Annotated in this window: 12 protein-coding genes and 1 pseudogene; 10 read left to right on the top strand and 3 right to left on the bottom strand. The window is 42.6% G+C overall.

The window, feature by feature from the left end:
- Positions 1 to 185 precede the first annotated feature (185 nt).
- The 9 genes and pseudogenes from WA407_RS20165 to WA407_RS20125 all read left to right on the top strand — a co-directional run bounded on the left by WA407_RS20165 (position 186) and on the right by WA407_RS20125 (position 12,655).
- Positions 186 to 863, top strand: coding sequence for a response regulator transcription factor (locus WA407_RS20165; protein ID WP_336078240.1), 678 nt, complete (start codon positions 186 to 188; stop codon positions 861 to 863).
- Positions 860 to 1,777 carry a sensor histidine kinase gene (locus WA407_RS20160; RefSeq protein WP_336078279.1) on the top strand — a complete coding sequence of 306 codons (918 nt, stop codon included), beginning with the start codon at positions 860 to 862 and terminating at the stop codon, positions 1,775 to 1,777. The genes WA407_RS20165 and WA407_RS20160 overlap by 4 nt, the downstream gene beginning before the upstream one ends.
- Before the next feature lie 109 nt (positions 1,778 to 1,886).
- Positions 1,887 to 2,564 carry an ABC transporter ATP-binding protein gene (locus WA407_RS20155; protein WP_336078239.1) on the top strand — a complete coding sequence of 226 codons (678 nt, stop codon included), beginning with the start codon at positions 1,887 to 1,889 and terminating at the stop codon, positions 2,562 to 2,564.
- On the top strand, positions 2,561 to 5,104 hold the full coding sequence (locus WA407_RS20150) for an ABC transporter permease (RefSeq protein WP_336078238.1): 2,544 nt from the start codon (positions 2,561 to 2,563) through the stop codon (positions 5,102 to 5,104). Before WA407_RS20155 ends, WA407_RS20150 begins: the two co-directional genes overlap by 4 nt.
- Before the next feature lie 158 nt (positions 5,105 to 5,262).
- On the top strand, positions 5,263 to 5,940 hold the full coding sequence (locus WA407_RS20145) for an ABC transporter ATP-binding protein (protein ID WP_336078237.1): 678 nt from the start codon (positions 5,263 to 5,265) through the stop codon (positions 5,938 to 5,940).
- Positions 5,937 to 8,480, top strand: a complete 2,544-nt coding sequence (locus tag WA407_RS20140) for an ABC transporter permease (protein WP_336078236.1) — start codon at positions 5,937 to 5,939, stop codon at positions 8,478 to 8,480. Before WA407_RS20145 ends, WA407_RS20140 begins: the two co-directional genes overlap by 4 nt.
- Positions 8,481 to 8,789: 309 nt before the next feature.
- Positions 8,790 to 9,315 (top strand): annotated as a pseudogene (locus tag WA407_RS20135) (sensor histidine kinase); the annotation flags it as partial.
- Positions 9,316 to 9,440: 125 nt separating this feature from the next.
- Complete coding sequence (locus WA407_RS20130; protein ID WP_336078235.1) at positions 9,441 to 10,118, top strand: ABC transporter ATP-binding protein; 678 nt, start codon at positions 9,441 to 9,443, stop codon at positions 10,116 to 10,118.
- Positions 10,115 to 12,655, top strand: coding sequence for an ABC transporter permease (locus tag WA407_RS20125; protein WP_336078234.1), 2,541 nt, complete (start codon positions 10,115 to 10,117; stop codon positions 12,653 to 12,655). The genes WA407_RS20130 and WA407_RS20125 overlap by 4 nt, the downstream gene beginning before the upstream one ends.
- Before the next feature lie 108 nt (positions 12,656 to 12,763).
- On the opposite strand, the gene WA407_RS20120 is transcribed toward WA407_RS20125, so the two are convergent.
- Positions 12,764 to 13,294, bottom strand: a complete 531-nt coding sequence (locus WA407_RS20120; RefSeq protein WP_336078233.1) for a GNAT family N-acetyltransferase — start codon at positions 13,292 to 13,294, stop codon at positions 12,764 to 12,766.
- Between the two features lie 250 nt (positions 13,295 to 13,544).
- Between WA407_RS20120 and WA407_RS20115 the strand changes: the two genes are divergently transcribed.
- Positions 13,545 to 14,516: a ring-cleaving dioxygenase gene (locus WA407_RS20115; RefSeq protein ID WP_061828937.1), complete on the top strand. Its 972-nt coding sequence runs from the start codon at positions 13,545 to 13,547 to the stop codon at positions 14,514 to 14,516.
- 164 nt (positions 14,517 to 14,680) lie between these two features.
- Here the strand turns inward: WA407_RS20115 and WA407_RS20110 are convergent, their stop codons facing one another.
- Both WA407_RS20110 and thiD read right to left on the bottom strand, forming a co-directional pair.
- Positions 14,681 to 16,378 carry a M3 family oligoendopeptidase gene (locus WA407_RS20110; RefSeq protein ID WP_336078232.1) on the bottom strand — a complete coding sequence of 566 codons (1,698 nt, stop codon included), beginning with the start codon at positions 16,376 to 16,378 and terminating at the stop codon, positions 14,681 to 14,683.
- Between the two features lie 237 nt (positions 16,379 to 16,615).
- Entirely contained in the window at positions 16,616 to 17,425 is an 810-nt protein-coding gene (thiD, locus tag WA407_RS20105; RefSeq protein ID WP_013312022.1) for a bifunctional hydroxymethylpyrimidine kinase/phosphomethylpyrimidine kinase, read from the bottom strand.
- Positions 17,426 to 17,429: the final 4 nt, after the last annotated feature.

Below are 17,429 nucleotides of genomic sequence, written 5' to 3'. Positions count from 1 at the left end.
TAAACCATGTCAAAAAAGTGTTAGCAAAACCTGAATAGTCTAAAGAGCAAATGAGCAAATAAGAGCAATATCCTGTAAAATAGAGGCGGAAGATTTTGGGGCCCTCTTTTTCTATTTTTACTGTAAGCAGTTCTTGGAATTCGGGATTCATTAACTTGATGAATCAAAAAAACAGGAGGAAAATGATGAATCACATACTAATCGTCGAGGACGATATCGCCTTGAGTAACGGTATTGTTCTTGCTCTTAAAGAACCTAACAACGTATTTACACAAACGTATGACATAGCTACTGCAAAAGAACAATTGAATGTTACTGCCTTTGACCTAGTGATTCTTGATGTAAATTTGCCGGATGGAAGTGGACTCGACCTTTTAACCCATATACGTAAAACAAAAGCTTTCCCAGTCATTGTTCTGACTGCGAATGATATGGAAACAGATGTCGTCACTGGTTTTGAGCTGGGTGCTGACGACTATATCACCAAACCTTTCAGTCTTATGGTACTGAGAGCAAGAGTTGGTGTTCAGCTTAAGAAATCCAGATACTCGCTTGCAGACTCCATTCAGCTAGACAATTTTTCTTTTTCATTCGAGAGAATGGAATTTATTAAGAATGGTACACCTATTGAACTAAGTAAAACGGAGCAAAAATTGTTGCGCATCCTAATCAACAATCGAGGAAATACTGTTTCGCGTGATCATTTGATAGACAGCATCTGGACTGACGGGGCTGAATATGTAGGTGAAAATGCCTTGTCAGTTACGATAAAAAGGCTACGTGACAAGCTCGAGGATTATCCTTCTTCCCCACAATATATTAAAACAGTTTATGGGCTGGGCTACACATGGGCGTTGAAATGACAACACTCCTATATATATGTATTGGAATTACCGTTGTTGCTGTATGCACCGCTGTAAGTGCTATTATGCTTTATCGCAAGAGCATCCATAAAACAATGAAAACCATTGAGAACATGCTGGATGCCGCGATAAATGGCAGCTTCTCAGAGGATGTCTTTGATGAATCCGTTCTTTCTTCAATAGAAGCTAATTTTGTGAGATTTCTTTCCATTTGTTCCGTTTCCTCCAAAAATCTGCTTGCTGAAAAGAATAAAATAAATGAGCTGATTTCCGATATTTCACACCAAACGAAAACACCATTGGCCAACATCCTGCTTTATTCCCAACTACTTAGCGAATACGAACTATCACAGGATACCTCCACTTGTGTGAAAGCTCTATCAACACAGGCCGAAAAGCTTAACTTCCTAATCCAGGCATTGTTGAAAACATCGCGGCTTGAAACGGGGATTATCACGGTAGCGCCAAGACGAGAATCTGTTCATAAGCTCCTTGATGCTGCACTGGAGCAAATAACGCCAAAAGCAGATGCCAAAGGGATTTCAGTTATTAGGGAGGACACCGTTATTCATGCTTATTTTGACCTAAAGTGGACCAGTGAAGCTGTCTATAACATTATGGATAACGCTATAAAATATACAGAGACAGGCGGAAACATGGATATAAAAGTGATGGCATACGAATTGTTTTGTCGAATTGATATTACCGATAGCGGCATAGGCATTGCAGAAGAAGAACAAGGAAAAATCTTTACCCGCTTTTATCGCTCCCCTACTGTTAACTCGCAGGAGGGTGTAGGTATTGGACTGTTTTTAGCTAGAGAAATCATCGCTGCAGAGGGGGGTTACATCAAGGTACAATCACGCTACGGCCGTGGTTCTACCTTCTCTATTTTTCTTTCTATGGATACTTAATTCTTTCAATACCGTTAGATTTCAGAAAGATTGTAGAAAGATCAGTGTGTTAATGTCTGTACTGTAGATGACTACGATCCAGACATTTTTTTGTGGAGGAGAACGTAATATGGCTCTATTGAAAACTCAGGCATTAAGGAAGCATTACGGGAACGGAGATACTGCTGTTCATGCCTTAGACGGCGTGAATCTGGAGGTGGAAAGTGGAGAATTTGTCGCTATTGTTGGTACGTCCGGGAGCGGCAAATCTACCCTTCTCCATATGCTGGGTGGACTTGATCGTCCAACCAGCGGAAACGTTACGATTGACGGCAAAGATATTTCTTCACTGAAAGACGAAGAATTGACCATTTTTCGCAGACGAAAGATTGGCTTCGTGTTTCAAAATTACAACCTGGTACCTGTCTTGAATGTCTACGAAAATATTGTGCTTCCTATTGAACTGGACGGTAAAGAACCAGACAAAGCCCACATAGATAAAATAGTACATACCTTGGGCCTTGACCACAAAATGAATAATCTGCCAAACAATCTTTCTGGTGGACAACAGCAACGTGTAGCTATTGCCAGAGCACTGGCAGCCAAGCCCGCCATTATCTTGGCAGATGAACCCACCGGAAATCTGGACAGTAAAACGAGTCTGGATGTGATGGGACTGATCAAAGTATCCAGCCAGCAGTTTCGCCAAACGATGGTAATGATTACTCATAACGAGGAAATTGCGCAAATGGCAGACCGCATCATCCGCATTGAGGACGGTAAAATAGTAGGTGGTGAAGGTAAATGATCAAGGTAAAGAACAAAAAAGTAATCCGCAAGCTGGCAGATAAGAGCTATAAGGCCAACAAAACGAGGAACCTGATTGCTATTCTGGCTATAGCGCTTACTTCATTGTTATTTACAACATTGTACACCATGGGTCTTGGTACTATTGATAGCATGCAGCATGCAGCTATGCGGCAAGTCGGTGGAGATGGTCACGCTGTACTCAAATATATTAATGATGACGTGTTTGCAAAAATTAAGGACCACCCTTTGGTCAAAAAAATAGCATATAGGCGTACCTTGTCTGACGGTGTTTTGAACAAAGAGTTTCTAAAACGCCAAACGGAGTTCTGGTATTATGATGATGTGGCGCTAAAGCTTGGATTCATTGAACTAAGTGGAGGCCACAAGCCTATAGCAGAAAATGAAGTGATAGCGGATACTCAGACGCTACAATTGCTGAGAGTACCCTTAAAGGTTGGTGCACCTGTAAACTTGCAACTGGACATACGCGGTAAACAAGTTGAACGCAATTTCACCCTCTCCGGCTGGTGGCAGAGCGACCCAATGTTTAATGCAGGACAATTTTTTTCGTCCAAAGCCTATCTGAATGCGAATTCCACTGAACTACAAAACACATATAAAAAAGATCTCTCTAGTACAGGTACTATTCAAGCCTATATCATGTTTAACAATAGTCTTGATTTACGGGGAAAGTTGGATAAAGTAATCGTCGAAAGCGGGTACTCCCTTGATAAAGACGCGGTGAACTATGTAGCGAGCAATGTGAGTTGGGCATATCTTTCAACTAATTTCAGCATGGACACTGGTATAATCTTTGCATTCATTTCAGGTTTGCTGCTAATCGTATTTACTGGATACTTGATTATCTATAATGTCTTTCAAATATCTGTAATGCGGGATATTCGTTTCTATGGACTCCTAAAGACGCTCGGCACGAGCGGCAGGCAGATCCGCCAGATCATTCGCAGGCAAGCTTTACTCCTTTCAGTAATCGGGATACCGATAGGCTTAATCATAGGCTTTATAGTTGGTAAGTCACTTGTTCCACTGATTATGAACAACTCTTCAATCGCTAGTATCGAAATATCGGTATCCCCCAGTCCATGGATTTTTATAGGAGCGGCATTGTTCACACTTATTACGGTGTTCATCAGCATCTATAAGCCCGGCAGGATGGCCTCAAGTGTGTCACCTATTGAAGCAGTAAGATATGTAGATCGAGACTTTAAGAACAAGACATTATTGAAAAAAACTGTTAAAAAAGTAAACATGCGCAGCATGGCACATGCCAATTTGGGACGCAACAAAAAACGAACTCTTTTGGTGATTATCAGTCTCTCTTTGAGCATTGTGCTACTGAACACTTCATTTGCGCTCTCTCAAAGTATGGATATGGATAAATATTTGTCGGCCCGATTCAGTGATACAGACTTTCTTATTGGACATGCAGATTTGTTCCGACAAAAATATATTTATGATGAGAATGAGACTTCTGAAAGCTTTATTCAAGCCGTTCAAGCTCAGCCTGGATTTGAAGAAGGCGGCCGATTGTATAGTAACCAAAAAGAGTTAACGGTTGACAAGGCAAAGGATACTCCTACAGAAGATACCAATGGGGTTGATGCTTACGGCAATTATGTTTCACAAGTATACGGGCTCGAAGAGTTGCCTCTGCATCATCTACAATTGATCGACGGTGAGTTTGATTATGATAAGCTTGCTTCAGGTAAGTATATTCTAGAGGGAGTTGATCTCAACGACAATGGCAAACCTTATTTGGAATATATGCGTTACAAAGTGGGGGAAGAAGTTACTCTTCATAGCTACATGGGGACCAAAGAAGATCCACTAGACAAAGAGTATACAACACAACAATTCATTGTGCTTGGTCATGTAGCTATGAAAGAATCCAATTCTACTCGTATGCCATTCTATTATAATTTTTATCTTCCGGCAGAAATCTACAAGACATTGGCACAGCAGCCTACTGTAATGAGCTATGCTTTTAATGTATCTTCTAACAAGGAAGTAACCATGGAGAACTTCTTGAAAAATTACACCACAACAGTGGGACCTTTGATGGATTACCAATCCAAGTTCACTGTAAGAAGCGAAGTATCTGGTATGCAAAAGACAGTCAGATTAATCGGTGGAACGCTTAGCTTGATCATTGGTCTGATTGGGATTCTGAACTTTATTAATGCGATTCTAACTAGTATAATAACCCGACGGCAGGAACTTGCCATGCTACAAAGTATTGGTATGACGAAGAAGCAGCTACGTGGTATGCTGGCCTTTGAAGGAACGTATTATGTAGTTGGTACAAGCGTACTTTCTGTCTTATTAGCCTTCATATGTTCTTTTTTTATTGTAAGACCTATTAGTAACATGATATGGTTTTTTAGTTATCATTTTGTGATCTGGCCTGTATTAGCAGTATTACCTGTGTTGCTTGCTCTCGGGTTATTCATTCCGCTAATGGTTTATTCTTTGAGTAACAAACAAAGTATTGTGGAGCAGCTTCGGCAGGCAGAATAAGTTTTACGAGTTATAGAGGAAATTCGTTCTCTCTTCCGTTAGAAAAGGATTTCTTTCAACACTGTTAGATTTCAGAAAGATTGTAGAAAGATTAGTGTGTTAGTGTCTGTACTGTAGATGACTACGGTCCAGACATTTTTTTGTGGAGGAGAACGTATATGGCTCTATTAAAAACACAGGAGTTGAAAAAGTATTATGGTAACGGGGATCATACTGTTCATGCTTTAGACGGTGTGAACCTGGAGGTGGAAAGCGGAGAATTTGTCGCTATTGTTGGTACGTCCGGGAGCGGCAAATCTACCCTTCTCCATATGCTGGGTGGACTTGATCGTCCAACAAGTGGAGACGTTACGATTGACGGCAAAGATATTTTTACATTGAAGGACGAAGAATTGACTATTTTTCGCAGACGAAAGATTGGGTTCGTGTTTCAAAATTACAACCTGGTACCTGTCTTGAATGTCTATGAGAATATTGTACTCCCTATTGAACTGGACGGTAAAGAACCGGACAAAGCCCACGTAGATAAAATTGTACATACTTTGGGTCTTGGCCAAAAGTTGAATAACCTACCCAACCATCTATCGGGGGGCCAGCAGCAGCGCGTAGCCATCGCCAGATCATTGGCAGCGAAACCTGCGATTGTTTTAGCAGATGAACCCACTGGGAACCTGGATAGTAAAACCAGTCTGGATGTGATGGGATTGATCAAGGTATCCAGCCAGCAGTTCCGCCAAACGATAGTGATGATTACTCACAACGAGGAAATTGCGCAAATGGCAGACCGCATCATCCGCATTGAGGACGGTAAAATAGTAGGTGGTGCGACCCGATGATCAAAGTAAAGAACAGTAAGGCGGTTCGTAATTTATCAGATAAAAGTTTAAAAGCCAATAAAATCCGCAATATTATTGCGATTATCGCTATTGCCTTAACCACTTTGTTATTTACATCTGTGTTTACTATGGGGATTGGCGCGATGGAAAGTTTCCAGCAGGCAACGATGCGACAGGCTGGTGGGTCAGGGCAGGGTTATCTCAAATATATCAACGATGAGGAATTTAATCACATCAAAGACCACCCTCTTATTAAAGAGATAGCATATAGCCGCCTGTTAAGTGCAAAGGTGACAAACGAGCAATTTTTAAAGCGTCGTGCGGAGTTCTGGTATCATGACGATGTAGGGCTAAAGCTAGGATTGATTGAGCTAGAAAAAGGCCACAAACCAGTGGCGGAAAATGAGGTTATCGCGGACTCTAAGACCCTACAGTTACTGGGTACTCCCCTGAAAGAAGGCGCCCCATTGTCCTTGAAGCTTGAGGTTCACGGCAAAATGGTACAGCGTGAATTTATCCTCGCCGGCTGGTGGAAGAGTGACCCCGCCGCCATGATAGACAGAGGTCAAATTTATGCTTCTAAAGCTTATGTGGATGCACATGCCGAAGAATTACGCTACACATATAAGCAGGATCATGATATGACCGGAGCCATCAATGCAGTTATCATGTTCGATAACAGCTCGAACATCCAGGGAAAACTTGATCAAGTGATTACAGAAAGTGGTTATTCCCTTGACAAAAATGCACCGAACTTCATTGAAACTTCTATGAATTGGGCGTATCTTTCCAACACTTTCAGTTCGAACCCTGAAGCCGTCTTTCCCCTAGCCACTGGTCTGTTACTGATTATGCTTACTGGCTACTTGATCATCTATAATATTTTCCAAATCTCGGTGATGCGTGATATTCGTTTCTTCGGTCTTCTAAAAACCATCGGCACAACCAGCAGGCAAATCAGCAGAATCATCCGAAGACAGGCATTATTTCTTTCCTTGATCGGGATTCCCATCGGCTTGCTCGGGGGTTTTTGGGTCGGAAAATCGCTTATCCCTCTGCTGCTTATGAACAATTATAGGCACGCTGAGGTAACCCTATCCCCCAGCCCATGGATTTTTATCGGCTCCGCTCTGTTTGCAGTCATAACAGTTATGATCAGTGCATATAGGCCTAGCAGAATTGCAGCGACTGTGTCTCCAATTGAGGCAGTAAGATACGTAGACGGAGCTACCCAAAAGAAGAAGAAAAAACTAAAAAAATCAACTAACGGTGCTAAGATTCCCCTGATGGCTCGAACCAACTTAGGCCGCAATAAGAAGCGGACTATTTTGGTGCTGCTTAGCCTTTCTCTAGGTCTAGTGCTACTGAATACTACTTTTACATTATCCCAAAGTCTGGATATGAATAAGTACGTGTCTAAAAGCCATGACACTGACTTTCTGATTGCACATGCTAATTATTTTCAAGAACATTTCACAGGCCCTGACAATGCGACGACGGAAAGCTATATTCAGGCCGTACAGGCACAACCCGGTTTTGAAGAAGGTGGACGATTGTATAGTGGCAGCAATCTACTCGCTATCGAGCATAAAGAGAACAAAGAGGGGAAGGGGGAAATCGCCACTCCTGACGCTCGCGGCAACTTACCTGCAATAGTGTACGGGCTTGAAAATCTCCCCCTTCACCGACTACAATTAATTGATGGTGAACTTGATTATGGCAAGCTAGCTTCAGGAAAGTACATTCTGGAAGGGGTCAGGTTAGACAATTACGATAATCCTGAAATGGAACTATCCGTATACAAAGTAGGTGAAAAGGTTACTCTTCATAAGTATATGGGCACAGCAAATGCCCAGGAGTACACTAGCCATGAATTCACAGTGCTTGGTCATGTTGGCGTAAAATCATCCAATTCTGGTGTAGACGTTGCTAATTATACTGACTTCTATCTCCCGGCGGATATCTACAAGACGCTTGTCAAGAAGCCTGTGGTGATGAGTTATGCCTTTAATGTATCCGATAGTAAAGAAAAAACGATGGAGAGCTTCTTAAAGAACTATACCGAAATAAAGGAGCCAACGATGCATTATAAATCCAAATTCACCTCAATTGCCGAGCTTTCAGGTATACAAAAAACAATTTTGATGATCGGCGGTACGCTCAGTATTATTATTGGTGTGATTGGCATTGTTAATTTTGCAAACGCGCTTCTAACTAGTATTCTGACCCGCCATCAAGAATTTGCTATACTACAAAGCATTGGCATGACCAACAAACAATTAAAAACAATGCTTGTTTATGAGGGTCTGTACTATGTCCTCGGCACCAGCATATGCTCCATCTTATTAGGAAGCCTACTTTCCGTCTTGATTGCGAAACCCTTGAGTGCCCAAATATGGTTTATGAGTTATAAATTTATTATCTGGCCGCTGATCCTCGTGTTGCCTGTTCTGCTTGTGCTTGGGATCTGTCTTCCCCTTGCTATTTATTCTCTGAGCGACAGGAAAACTATCGTAGAGCGACTGCGAACAGCAGAATAAATCCCCCTGTAAAGAAAATGACCTGGTCAAAACTTTTGGCTGGGTCATTTCTTGGTTATTCAACAGTAGTTTAATACCTGCTCCCTGAACCATGAGCAAATAAGAGTATATCCTGTAAAATAGAAATAGAGAATTGGGCGGCTCTCATTTACATTTTTATTGTGAGCGGTTGTTAGAGCTCGGAATTCAATGACTTGTTTAACCAAAATACAAGAGGAGAATGATGAACTATATATTAATTGTCGAGGATGATATCGCCTTGAGTAACGGGATTGTTCTTGCTCTTAAAGAACCTAACAACGTATTTGTACAAGCTTTTGTGTGAAAGCTTTATCTGCACAGGCCGAAAAGCTTAACTTTCTGATCATGCATTAGTGAAAACTTGACGGCTTGAAACGGGGATTATCATGGTATCGCTAAGGCGGGAATCTGTTCAAAGGCTCCCTGATGCTGCACTGGAGCAAATAATGCCAAAGGGATTTCAGTTGTTATGGGAGATACCGCTATTCATGCTTATTATGACCTAAAGTGGACCAGTGAAGCTGTCTATAACATTATGGATAACGCTATAAAATATACAGAGACAGGCGGAAGCATGACTATAAAAGTGATGGCATATGAATCGTTTTGCCGAATTGATATCACTGACAACGGCATAGGGATTGCAGAAGAAGAAAAAGGTCAAATCTTTACCCGTTTCTATCGCTCCCCCACCGTTAACACGCAGGAGGGTGTCGGGATTGGACTGTTTTTAGCTAGAGAAATCATCGCTGTGGCGGGTGGTTACATCAAGGTACATTCATACTGCGGCTGTGGCTCTACCTTCTCTATTTTCTTTCTATGGATACTTAATTCTTTCAACACTGTTAGATTCCAGAAAGATTATAGAAAGATTAGTGTGTTAGTGTCTGTACTGTAGATGACTACGGTCCAGACATTTTTTTGTGAAGGAGAACGTATATGGCTCTATTAAAAACACAGGAGTTGAAAAAGTATTATGGTAACGGGGATCATACTGTTCATGCTTTAGACGGTGTGAACCTGGAGGTGGAAAGCGGAGAGTTCGTGGCCATTGTCGGTACGTCCGGGAGCGGCAAATCTACCCTTCTCCATATGCTGGGTGGACTTGATCGTCCAACCAGTGGAAACGTTACGATTGACGGCAAGGATATTTTCACACTGAAGGACGAAGAATTGACTATTTTTCGCAGACGAAAGATTGGCTTTGTTTTTCAAAATTACAACCTGGTGCCCGTTTTAAATGTCTACGAGAATATTGTGCTTCCTATTGAACTAGATGGTAAAGAGCCAGACAAAACCCACATAGACAAAATTGTACATACCTTGGGTCTTGACCAAAAGTTGGATAACCTGCCCAACCATCTATCGGGGGGCCAGCAGCAGCGCGTAGCCATCGCCAGAGCATTGGCAGCAAAACCTGCAATTGTTTTAGCAGATGAACCCACCGGGAACCTGGACAGTAAAACCAGTCTGGATGTGATGGGATTGATCAAAGTATCCAGTAAACAGTTCGCCCAAACGATGGTAATGATTACTCATAATGAAGAAATCGCACAGATGGCAGACCGCATCATCCGCATTGAGGACGGTAAAATAGTAGGTGGTGCGCCCCAATGATCAAAGTAAAGAACAAAAAGGTAATCCACAAGCTGGCAGATAAAAGTTTCAAAGTAAACAAAGCCCGTAACCTCTTTGCTATTGTTGCCATAGCACTAACCTCATTGCTATTTACAACACTGTTCACTATGGGGATTGGCGCTATAGAAAACTTACAACGGGCAACTATGCGACAGGTCGGTGGAGATGGACATGCCGTACTCAAATATATAACGGATGATGAATTTAATCATTTCAAGGATCATCCATTGATCAAGGAAATCGCTTATAACCGTATATTAAGCGACGGAGTTAAAAACGACAACTTCCTAAAACGCCGTACAGAGTTCTGGTATTACGATGATGTAGGGATGAAGCTCGGTTTTATTGAGCTTAAAGAGGGGCACAAGCCTGTCGCAGAAAATGAAGTGATTGCAGACTCCAAGACGTTGCAGCTATTGGATGTTCCACTGAAGATTGGAGCACCTTTGAGAATAAAGCTTAACATACGAGGTAAAGAAGTACAGCGTGATTTTGTCCTCTCTGGCTGGTGGAAAAGTGATCCTGTAGTTAAGGTAGGGCAAATATTCGCTTCTAAAGCCTATGTCGATGCTCATGCCAAGGAATTACAAAGCACCTATAAAAAGGATCACTTCTATACAGGAGCCATTTGTGCATATATGATGTTCGACAATAGTTTTGATTTGCGAGGAAAGCTCAATAAAGTGATTACCGAAAGTGGATATTCGCTTGACCAAGATGCACCGAACTATATCGCGAGTAATGTAAATTGGGCATACATCTCAACCAATTTTAGTCTAGATACAGAGACCATCATAGCGTTGACTTCTGCCCTGTTACTGATCATATTTACCGGTTATTTGATCATCTATAATATATTCCAAATATCGGTAATGCGAGATATCCGTTTTTATGGTCTTTTAAAGACGATCGGTACAAGCAGTAAACAAATTCGCAGGATCATCCGCAGACAAGCGCTGATTCTATCAGTTCTAGGAATCCCGATTGGATTGATAGCAGGTTTTTTTATTGGTAAATCGCTCGTGCCTTTTATTATAAATATGAGTAATTTTAACGGTACCATGATATCGGTATCTCCTAACCCATGGATTTTTGTCGGATCTGCTTTGTTCGCGCTCATTACCGTAATGATCAGCACTTTCAAGCCAGGCAGAGTTGCATCATCCGTATCACCGATAGAAGCAGTCAGATACACAGGCGGGGCAAACAAGAGCAATGGTAAGCTGAAAAAATCAACCGGAGGTGCAAAAATCCACCTCATGACTCGTTCCAACCTGGGGCGTAATAAAAAACGCACTATTTTAGTGGTGATTAGTCTTTCTTTAAGCTTGGTGCTTCTAAATACAGTATTCACGCTGTCTCAGAGTTTTGATATGGATAAATTTTTAGCCAAATTTAATGATACCGATTTTCTCATTGCTCATGCTGGATATTTCCAGGTTCCGAGCAGTTTTAGTGGACATGAAAATGAAACCACTGAAAGTTTTATTAAGGCTGTACAGGCACAACCAGGCTTTGAAGAAGGCGGTCGATTGTACGGTAATCCAACGGTTCTCACTGCTAAGAATACAAAAGGAATCACGGATGAAACTCAGAACACTGATGCTCGTGGCAACTTCCTTATAGAAGTGTATGGTCTTGAAGAGCTACCGCTACATCGGCTGCAATTGATTGATGGTGAGCTTGATTTTAAGAAACTAGCTTCCGGTAAGTATATCCTAGAAGGCGTCGAACTGAATGACAACGATAAACCCTACATGAAATTCACTCATCATAAAGTAGGAGAAAACGTTACTTTGCATAGTTATGTGAGTACAGCAGATGCTCCACCGGATAGAGAGTATATAACGCAAAAGTTTAGAGTACTTGGCCATGTGGGTATCAAATATTCCAATTCGGATCGCTTTCAGAGTTATAGCTTCTACCTCCCGGCGAATATATACAAATCACTTGTAAAACAGCCTACGGTAATGAGTTATGCCTTTAATGTATCCTCAAAGCAGGAAACGTCCATGCAGAGCTTTTTGAAGCGATACACAGAAACAATTGAACCAATGATGAGCTATGAATCCAAGATTACATCCAGAAACGCTTTATCAGGTATGCAAACTACTGTTATAATGATCGGCGGCCTGCTCAGCTTGATTATTGGCTTGATTGGTATCCTGAACTTTATTAATGCGATTTTAACCAGCATACTGACCCGCCGCAATGAATTCGCTATGCTGCAAAGTATCGGCATGACCAAAAAGCAATTGCGCGGAATGCTGATTTATGAAGGACTATATTATGTTGGGGCTACTAGCCTAACCTCTATTCTATTGGCAATCTTATTTTCTCTTTTGATTGTGAAACCGTTATGTAGCCTGCTATGGCTTTTAAGCTATCACTTTATAATTTGGCCACTGTTTGTCTCATTGCCTTTACTGTTATTGCTTGGGATACTTATTCCAGTAGCAGTCTATTCTATGAACAACAAACAAAGTATTGTGGAGCGACTTCGAGAATCAGAGTAGATGCACCTAAAAATAAGAAAGTAAAATACCCATACGCGTCAAAAAAGATGACTCCTGATCAATTCAGAGGTCATCTTTTTATGCATAGAAAGGTACTTTATATTTTAATCACAGTTCCCACTCTTCTCGTAAAAGCCCCATTCGGATCGAATCATAATACTCTCCATTATAATATCTGCACTTTCGAAGCCTGGCTTCCAGGGTCATGCCCAGCTTCTCTCCCACCTTCATCATCCGATGGTTTCCTGACCAGGTTGTAAAACCTACTCTTACTAGAGGTAATGTATTAAACAAATGTGTGATCCATAGTCGGAGTGCCCTCGTACCATACCCACCGCTCCAATACTGCGAATCAAAGATACCTATCCCCATTTCAAGCCATTGGGAAGGCTGATGCTCCCAATAGTAGCTAACCGATCCAATGACCTTACCCTCCACTTCAATGATCCAAAAGTCATCTTGCCCGATTCGCTTTTCCTTCTCTTTTAAATACTCCTCAAAAGAAAGTGGCTTATGTTCATAATAAGGTGCATCCCACTGCTTCCATTCCGGTGCTTCTTCCTTAAAAGTTAACGTCCAAAGAGCCGGCAGGTCTTCTTCTGTAACAGGCCTAATCGTTAAATCCTTATCCGTATACATTGAGTACACTCCTTTTATAATAAAATTCGTTCTATCTATATTGGGCCTTATTGGGCTTTATTGTATCTGCTTTTGCATTATTTCGAAATTCTAGTTTTGTCCGTCTTCCAAGCAAAGTCATAATTTAAGTTGACAAACAATCAAAAAACATATATCTTAATATCAAGATAATAAATATAAAGAAAAGTTTTTCGACTGTTTATTTTGTTTAGAAAAACCTAATCATATAAAAACCAAGGAGGATAATGACATGAAACTATTAGGATTGCATCACGTTTCGGCGATTACAGCAGCAGCGGCTAAAAATGTTGATTTTTATACTCAGGTAATGGGACTTCGGTTGATCAAGAAAACGGTGAACCAAGATGATGTTAGTGTGTATCACCTTTTTTACGGAGATGAGCGTGGAACTGCGGGTACCGAAGTCACTTTCTTTGAAATTCCACATGCGGGACAAACTCGTACAGGAAATAACAGCATTTCAGCTCTCTCCCTACGGGTACCGAATGACAAGGCACTGGATTACTGGAAAAACCGCTTCGAGCAGTTGGATGTAAAACATGGGGAAATTACGGATCAAGCGGGACGCCTGGCACTTTCGTTCGAGGATTTTGAAGGACAACGCTTCTTCCTCGTTTCAGATGAGCATGATCACGGAATGCGCGGCGGCACGCCTTGGGAGAAAAGCCCTGTCCCTGCCGAATACGGCATTGTAGGACTCGGACCGGTTCATCTGACTATTCCCAAAGCGGAGAATACCATTCTTATTCTTGAACAGGTTATGGGCTTCCGCAAAAAGGGCTCCTATCCTTCTCCTGTTGCTGGACAACCGGATGTGGTCATCTATGAAACGGGTGAAGGCGGTACAGGAACCGAAGTTCATCTGGAAGAGCGCAACGATCTGCCACAAGAGCGACCAGGACGCGGCAGTGTGCATCACGTAGCCTTCCGTGTTGAAACTGAGGAAGAGCTCAAACAGTGGGTAGACCGTATTGGGCAGCTGCAAATTTCCAACTCTGGTTTTGTAGATCGCTTTTACTTCCGTTCATTGTACTTCCGTGAGCCGAACGGCATTCTGTTTGAATTGGCTACCGATGGACCTGGCTTTGATACGGATGAAGAACTAGAGTTTCTGGGTGAATCGCTGGCGTTACCGCCATTTTTGGAATCGCGCCGCGCATCTATTGAAGCCAATCTCAAACCGCTTAACACCAAACATTAATTTAAGTTATATTTAATCTAAAATAAACACAAAGCCGGGACTTCTACATCATGTAGAGGTTCCCGGCTTTTCTCGTGCAACTGCTCTGCTTTCATTAAAAAAAGCATCTCATCTACAAGCTTTTCAGCTTTGACAGGTAAGCGAAATGCCCTTTTTAGTTATGCTTACAGCTTTTTATCATCCACACTGTTCAGCCATGCTTCGATTTCTCCGATTACAGAGGCGATACAGCCATCTTGGAACGGCGAGATGAGTCCAGCCAACTCAACCAATCCGGTAAAAGATCGACTTCCTCCGGCACGGCATAGCTTCAAATAATCTTCCCACGCAGCTGTCCGGTCGATACTCATGCGTTTCCAGAATTGGAACGCGCACAGTTGCGCGAGTGTATAGTCAATATAGTAGAACGGGGATTGAAAAATATGACCCTGTTTGTGCCAAAATCCGCCCTGCTCCAGATACTCGTTGCCTTCATAATCCAGATGCGGTTTATACTTACGTTCAATGGAGCGCCATGCGGTTTTACGTTCGGCTGGGGTCCAGTCTGGATGTTCGTATACGGCATGCTGGAATTCGTCCACGGCTACGCCGTAAGGCACGAACAGCAACGATGAGGATAGATGTTCAAAGTGATATTTGTCCGTATCTTCCTGGAAGAACAGATTCATCCAAGGCCATGCGAAAAACTCCATGCTCATAGAGTGGATCTCAGCCGCCTCCATAGTTGGCCAATGGTACTCAGGAATTTCAAAATGCCGGCTTTCATAGACCTGGAAGGCATGACCTGCTTCATGCGTCAATACGTCGATATCACCGGATGTACCATTAAAATTGGAGAAAATAAACGGCGTGCCATATTCGCTCAAAAATGTACAATAGCCTCCGCTTTGCTTGCCCTTTTTGCTGATCAAATCCATCAGTCCACGTTCGATCATAAAGCTGAAAAATTCACGTGTTTCCGCTGAAAGCTCCTCATACATGCGTGCTCCATTACGAATGATCCACTCCGGGTCACCTTTAGGCGTAGGATTGCCTGACAGGAAGTTGAAGCCCTCGTCATAATAGCGAAGCTGATCTACTCCGATCCGTTCGCGCTGGCGCTCCTTCAGCTTGGTTGCCAGAGGAACGATGTGCTTCAGCACCTGCTCGCGGAAATTGGCTACCATTTCGGCATTGTAATCTGTACGTCCCAAGCGGGCATAGCCCAATTCTACGAAGTTGTCATAGCCCAACTTGTGTGCCATGCGCGTGCGTACTTTCACCAGTTCATCATAAATCCGGTCCAGCTCGTCCTCATGCTCACTCATAAATTGATATTTAGCCTCGGAGGCCTGTTTGCGCGTCTCCCGGTTGGTAGCCATTTCAAAAGGCAGGAGCTGCGACAATGTGCGTTCTTCTCCCTCGAACGGGATCTTCGCTGAAGCAATCAATTGAGCATATTCCGAGGTTAGCTTATTTTCCTGCTGTAAATCCTCAATAATATCCGGATGGAACGACTTGAGTGCTACCTCGGCAATACTGAAAAGCTGGCTGCCCCATTGACTCTCCAACTCGGTTCGGAATGGAGAATCCACCAATGCCCGGTAGTAATCGGTTACATACTCCTGAATAACCGGCATGAAATCATCAGCATACTCTTGCTCCGCTTTGTAAAAGGCATCCTCCGTATTAATGGAGTGCCGAACTTCCACCAATTGCAATTGTGTTTCCACATTACTGCGCAGCTTGTTAATCGCATGAATCACTTCATTTTGACGTTCTACGCTGTCTGCTTCACGAAACTGCTGCAACAGCGTTTTAAACCGCTGTTCAATTTCAGGTTGCTCTGGTCGACTGTAAGCCATTTGGCTGAATAATGTCATTGCTTCGGTTCCTCCTTAAATGTAATAAATCTGATGCCTATTATACAGTACGATTAGACCAAACTGGAAGCTGCAATTCCAAAAAAATACAACCTTAAAAGCCGCAATACTATGTATTGCGGCTTTTAAGCCTCATCTAACTCTATATATCAAAAAAGTCATGATCTAAAACAATCTAATATATATTCAGCCTGATGGAGATTTATAAGTCTTTCTGAGATCACAGACCTTCATGCTTTATTGATTTTGCAAACGATGTGCCGCATGCAGGGTCGGACCGACGAATTCATTCAGCTTGAAGCTACCTTCAATGGCCTGTGTAATGAATCTCTTGGCCTGATCCACTGCTTCACGTACAGTCAGCCCTTGAGCCAAACCAGCCGTTACCGCTGCCGAAGTGGTGCAGCCTGCACCGTGGGTAAAGTTTGTTTTTACAACATCGGCTTCAAACCAGTCAAAAGTGATTCCGTCATATAGCAGATCCATCGCTTTACCTGCGCGAATTTTGCCACGGTCCTTGATCAGTACATGCTTAGCTCCACGCTCATGGATAATCGCAGCCGCTTCCTGCATCTGCTCCAGTGTCGTGATCGGTCCATTCTTCGCCAGTTGCGAAGCCTCGAACAAGTTCGGTGTTACCAGGTCAGCGCCAGGAATCAACAATTCCAGCATCGCCTCTGTATTTTCCGGCTGAAGCACTTCATCCGTGCCTTTGCAGACCATAACCGGGTCAATTACGATCCGCTTCAGATCATGCTTTTTCAAATGGCTGGCTACCAGCTCGATAATTTCAACGGAACCAAGCATACCGGTTTTCATCGCATCAAAACCGATACCTTCCAATACAGTACGCAGCTGCGCTTCTACCACATCCAACGCAACAGGATATACAAGATGATCCCAGGTTTTAGGACCCATCGCTACTACGGTTGTCAATACGGTCATACCATATACGCCAAGCTCCTGAAAGGTTTTCAGGTCTGCCTGAATACCCGCTCCACCGCTTGTGTCGGAGCCGGCTATCGTTAATGTTTTGGGAATCGTCATTTGT

Source organism: Paenibacillus sp. 203 (assembly GCF_037027525.1).
Taxonomy (GTDB): Bacteria; Bacillota; Bacilli; order Paenibacillales; family Paenibacillaceae; genus Paenibacillus; species Paenibacillus polymyxa_B.
This window is presented reverse-complemented; position numbering and strand designations above follow the sequence as displayed.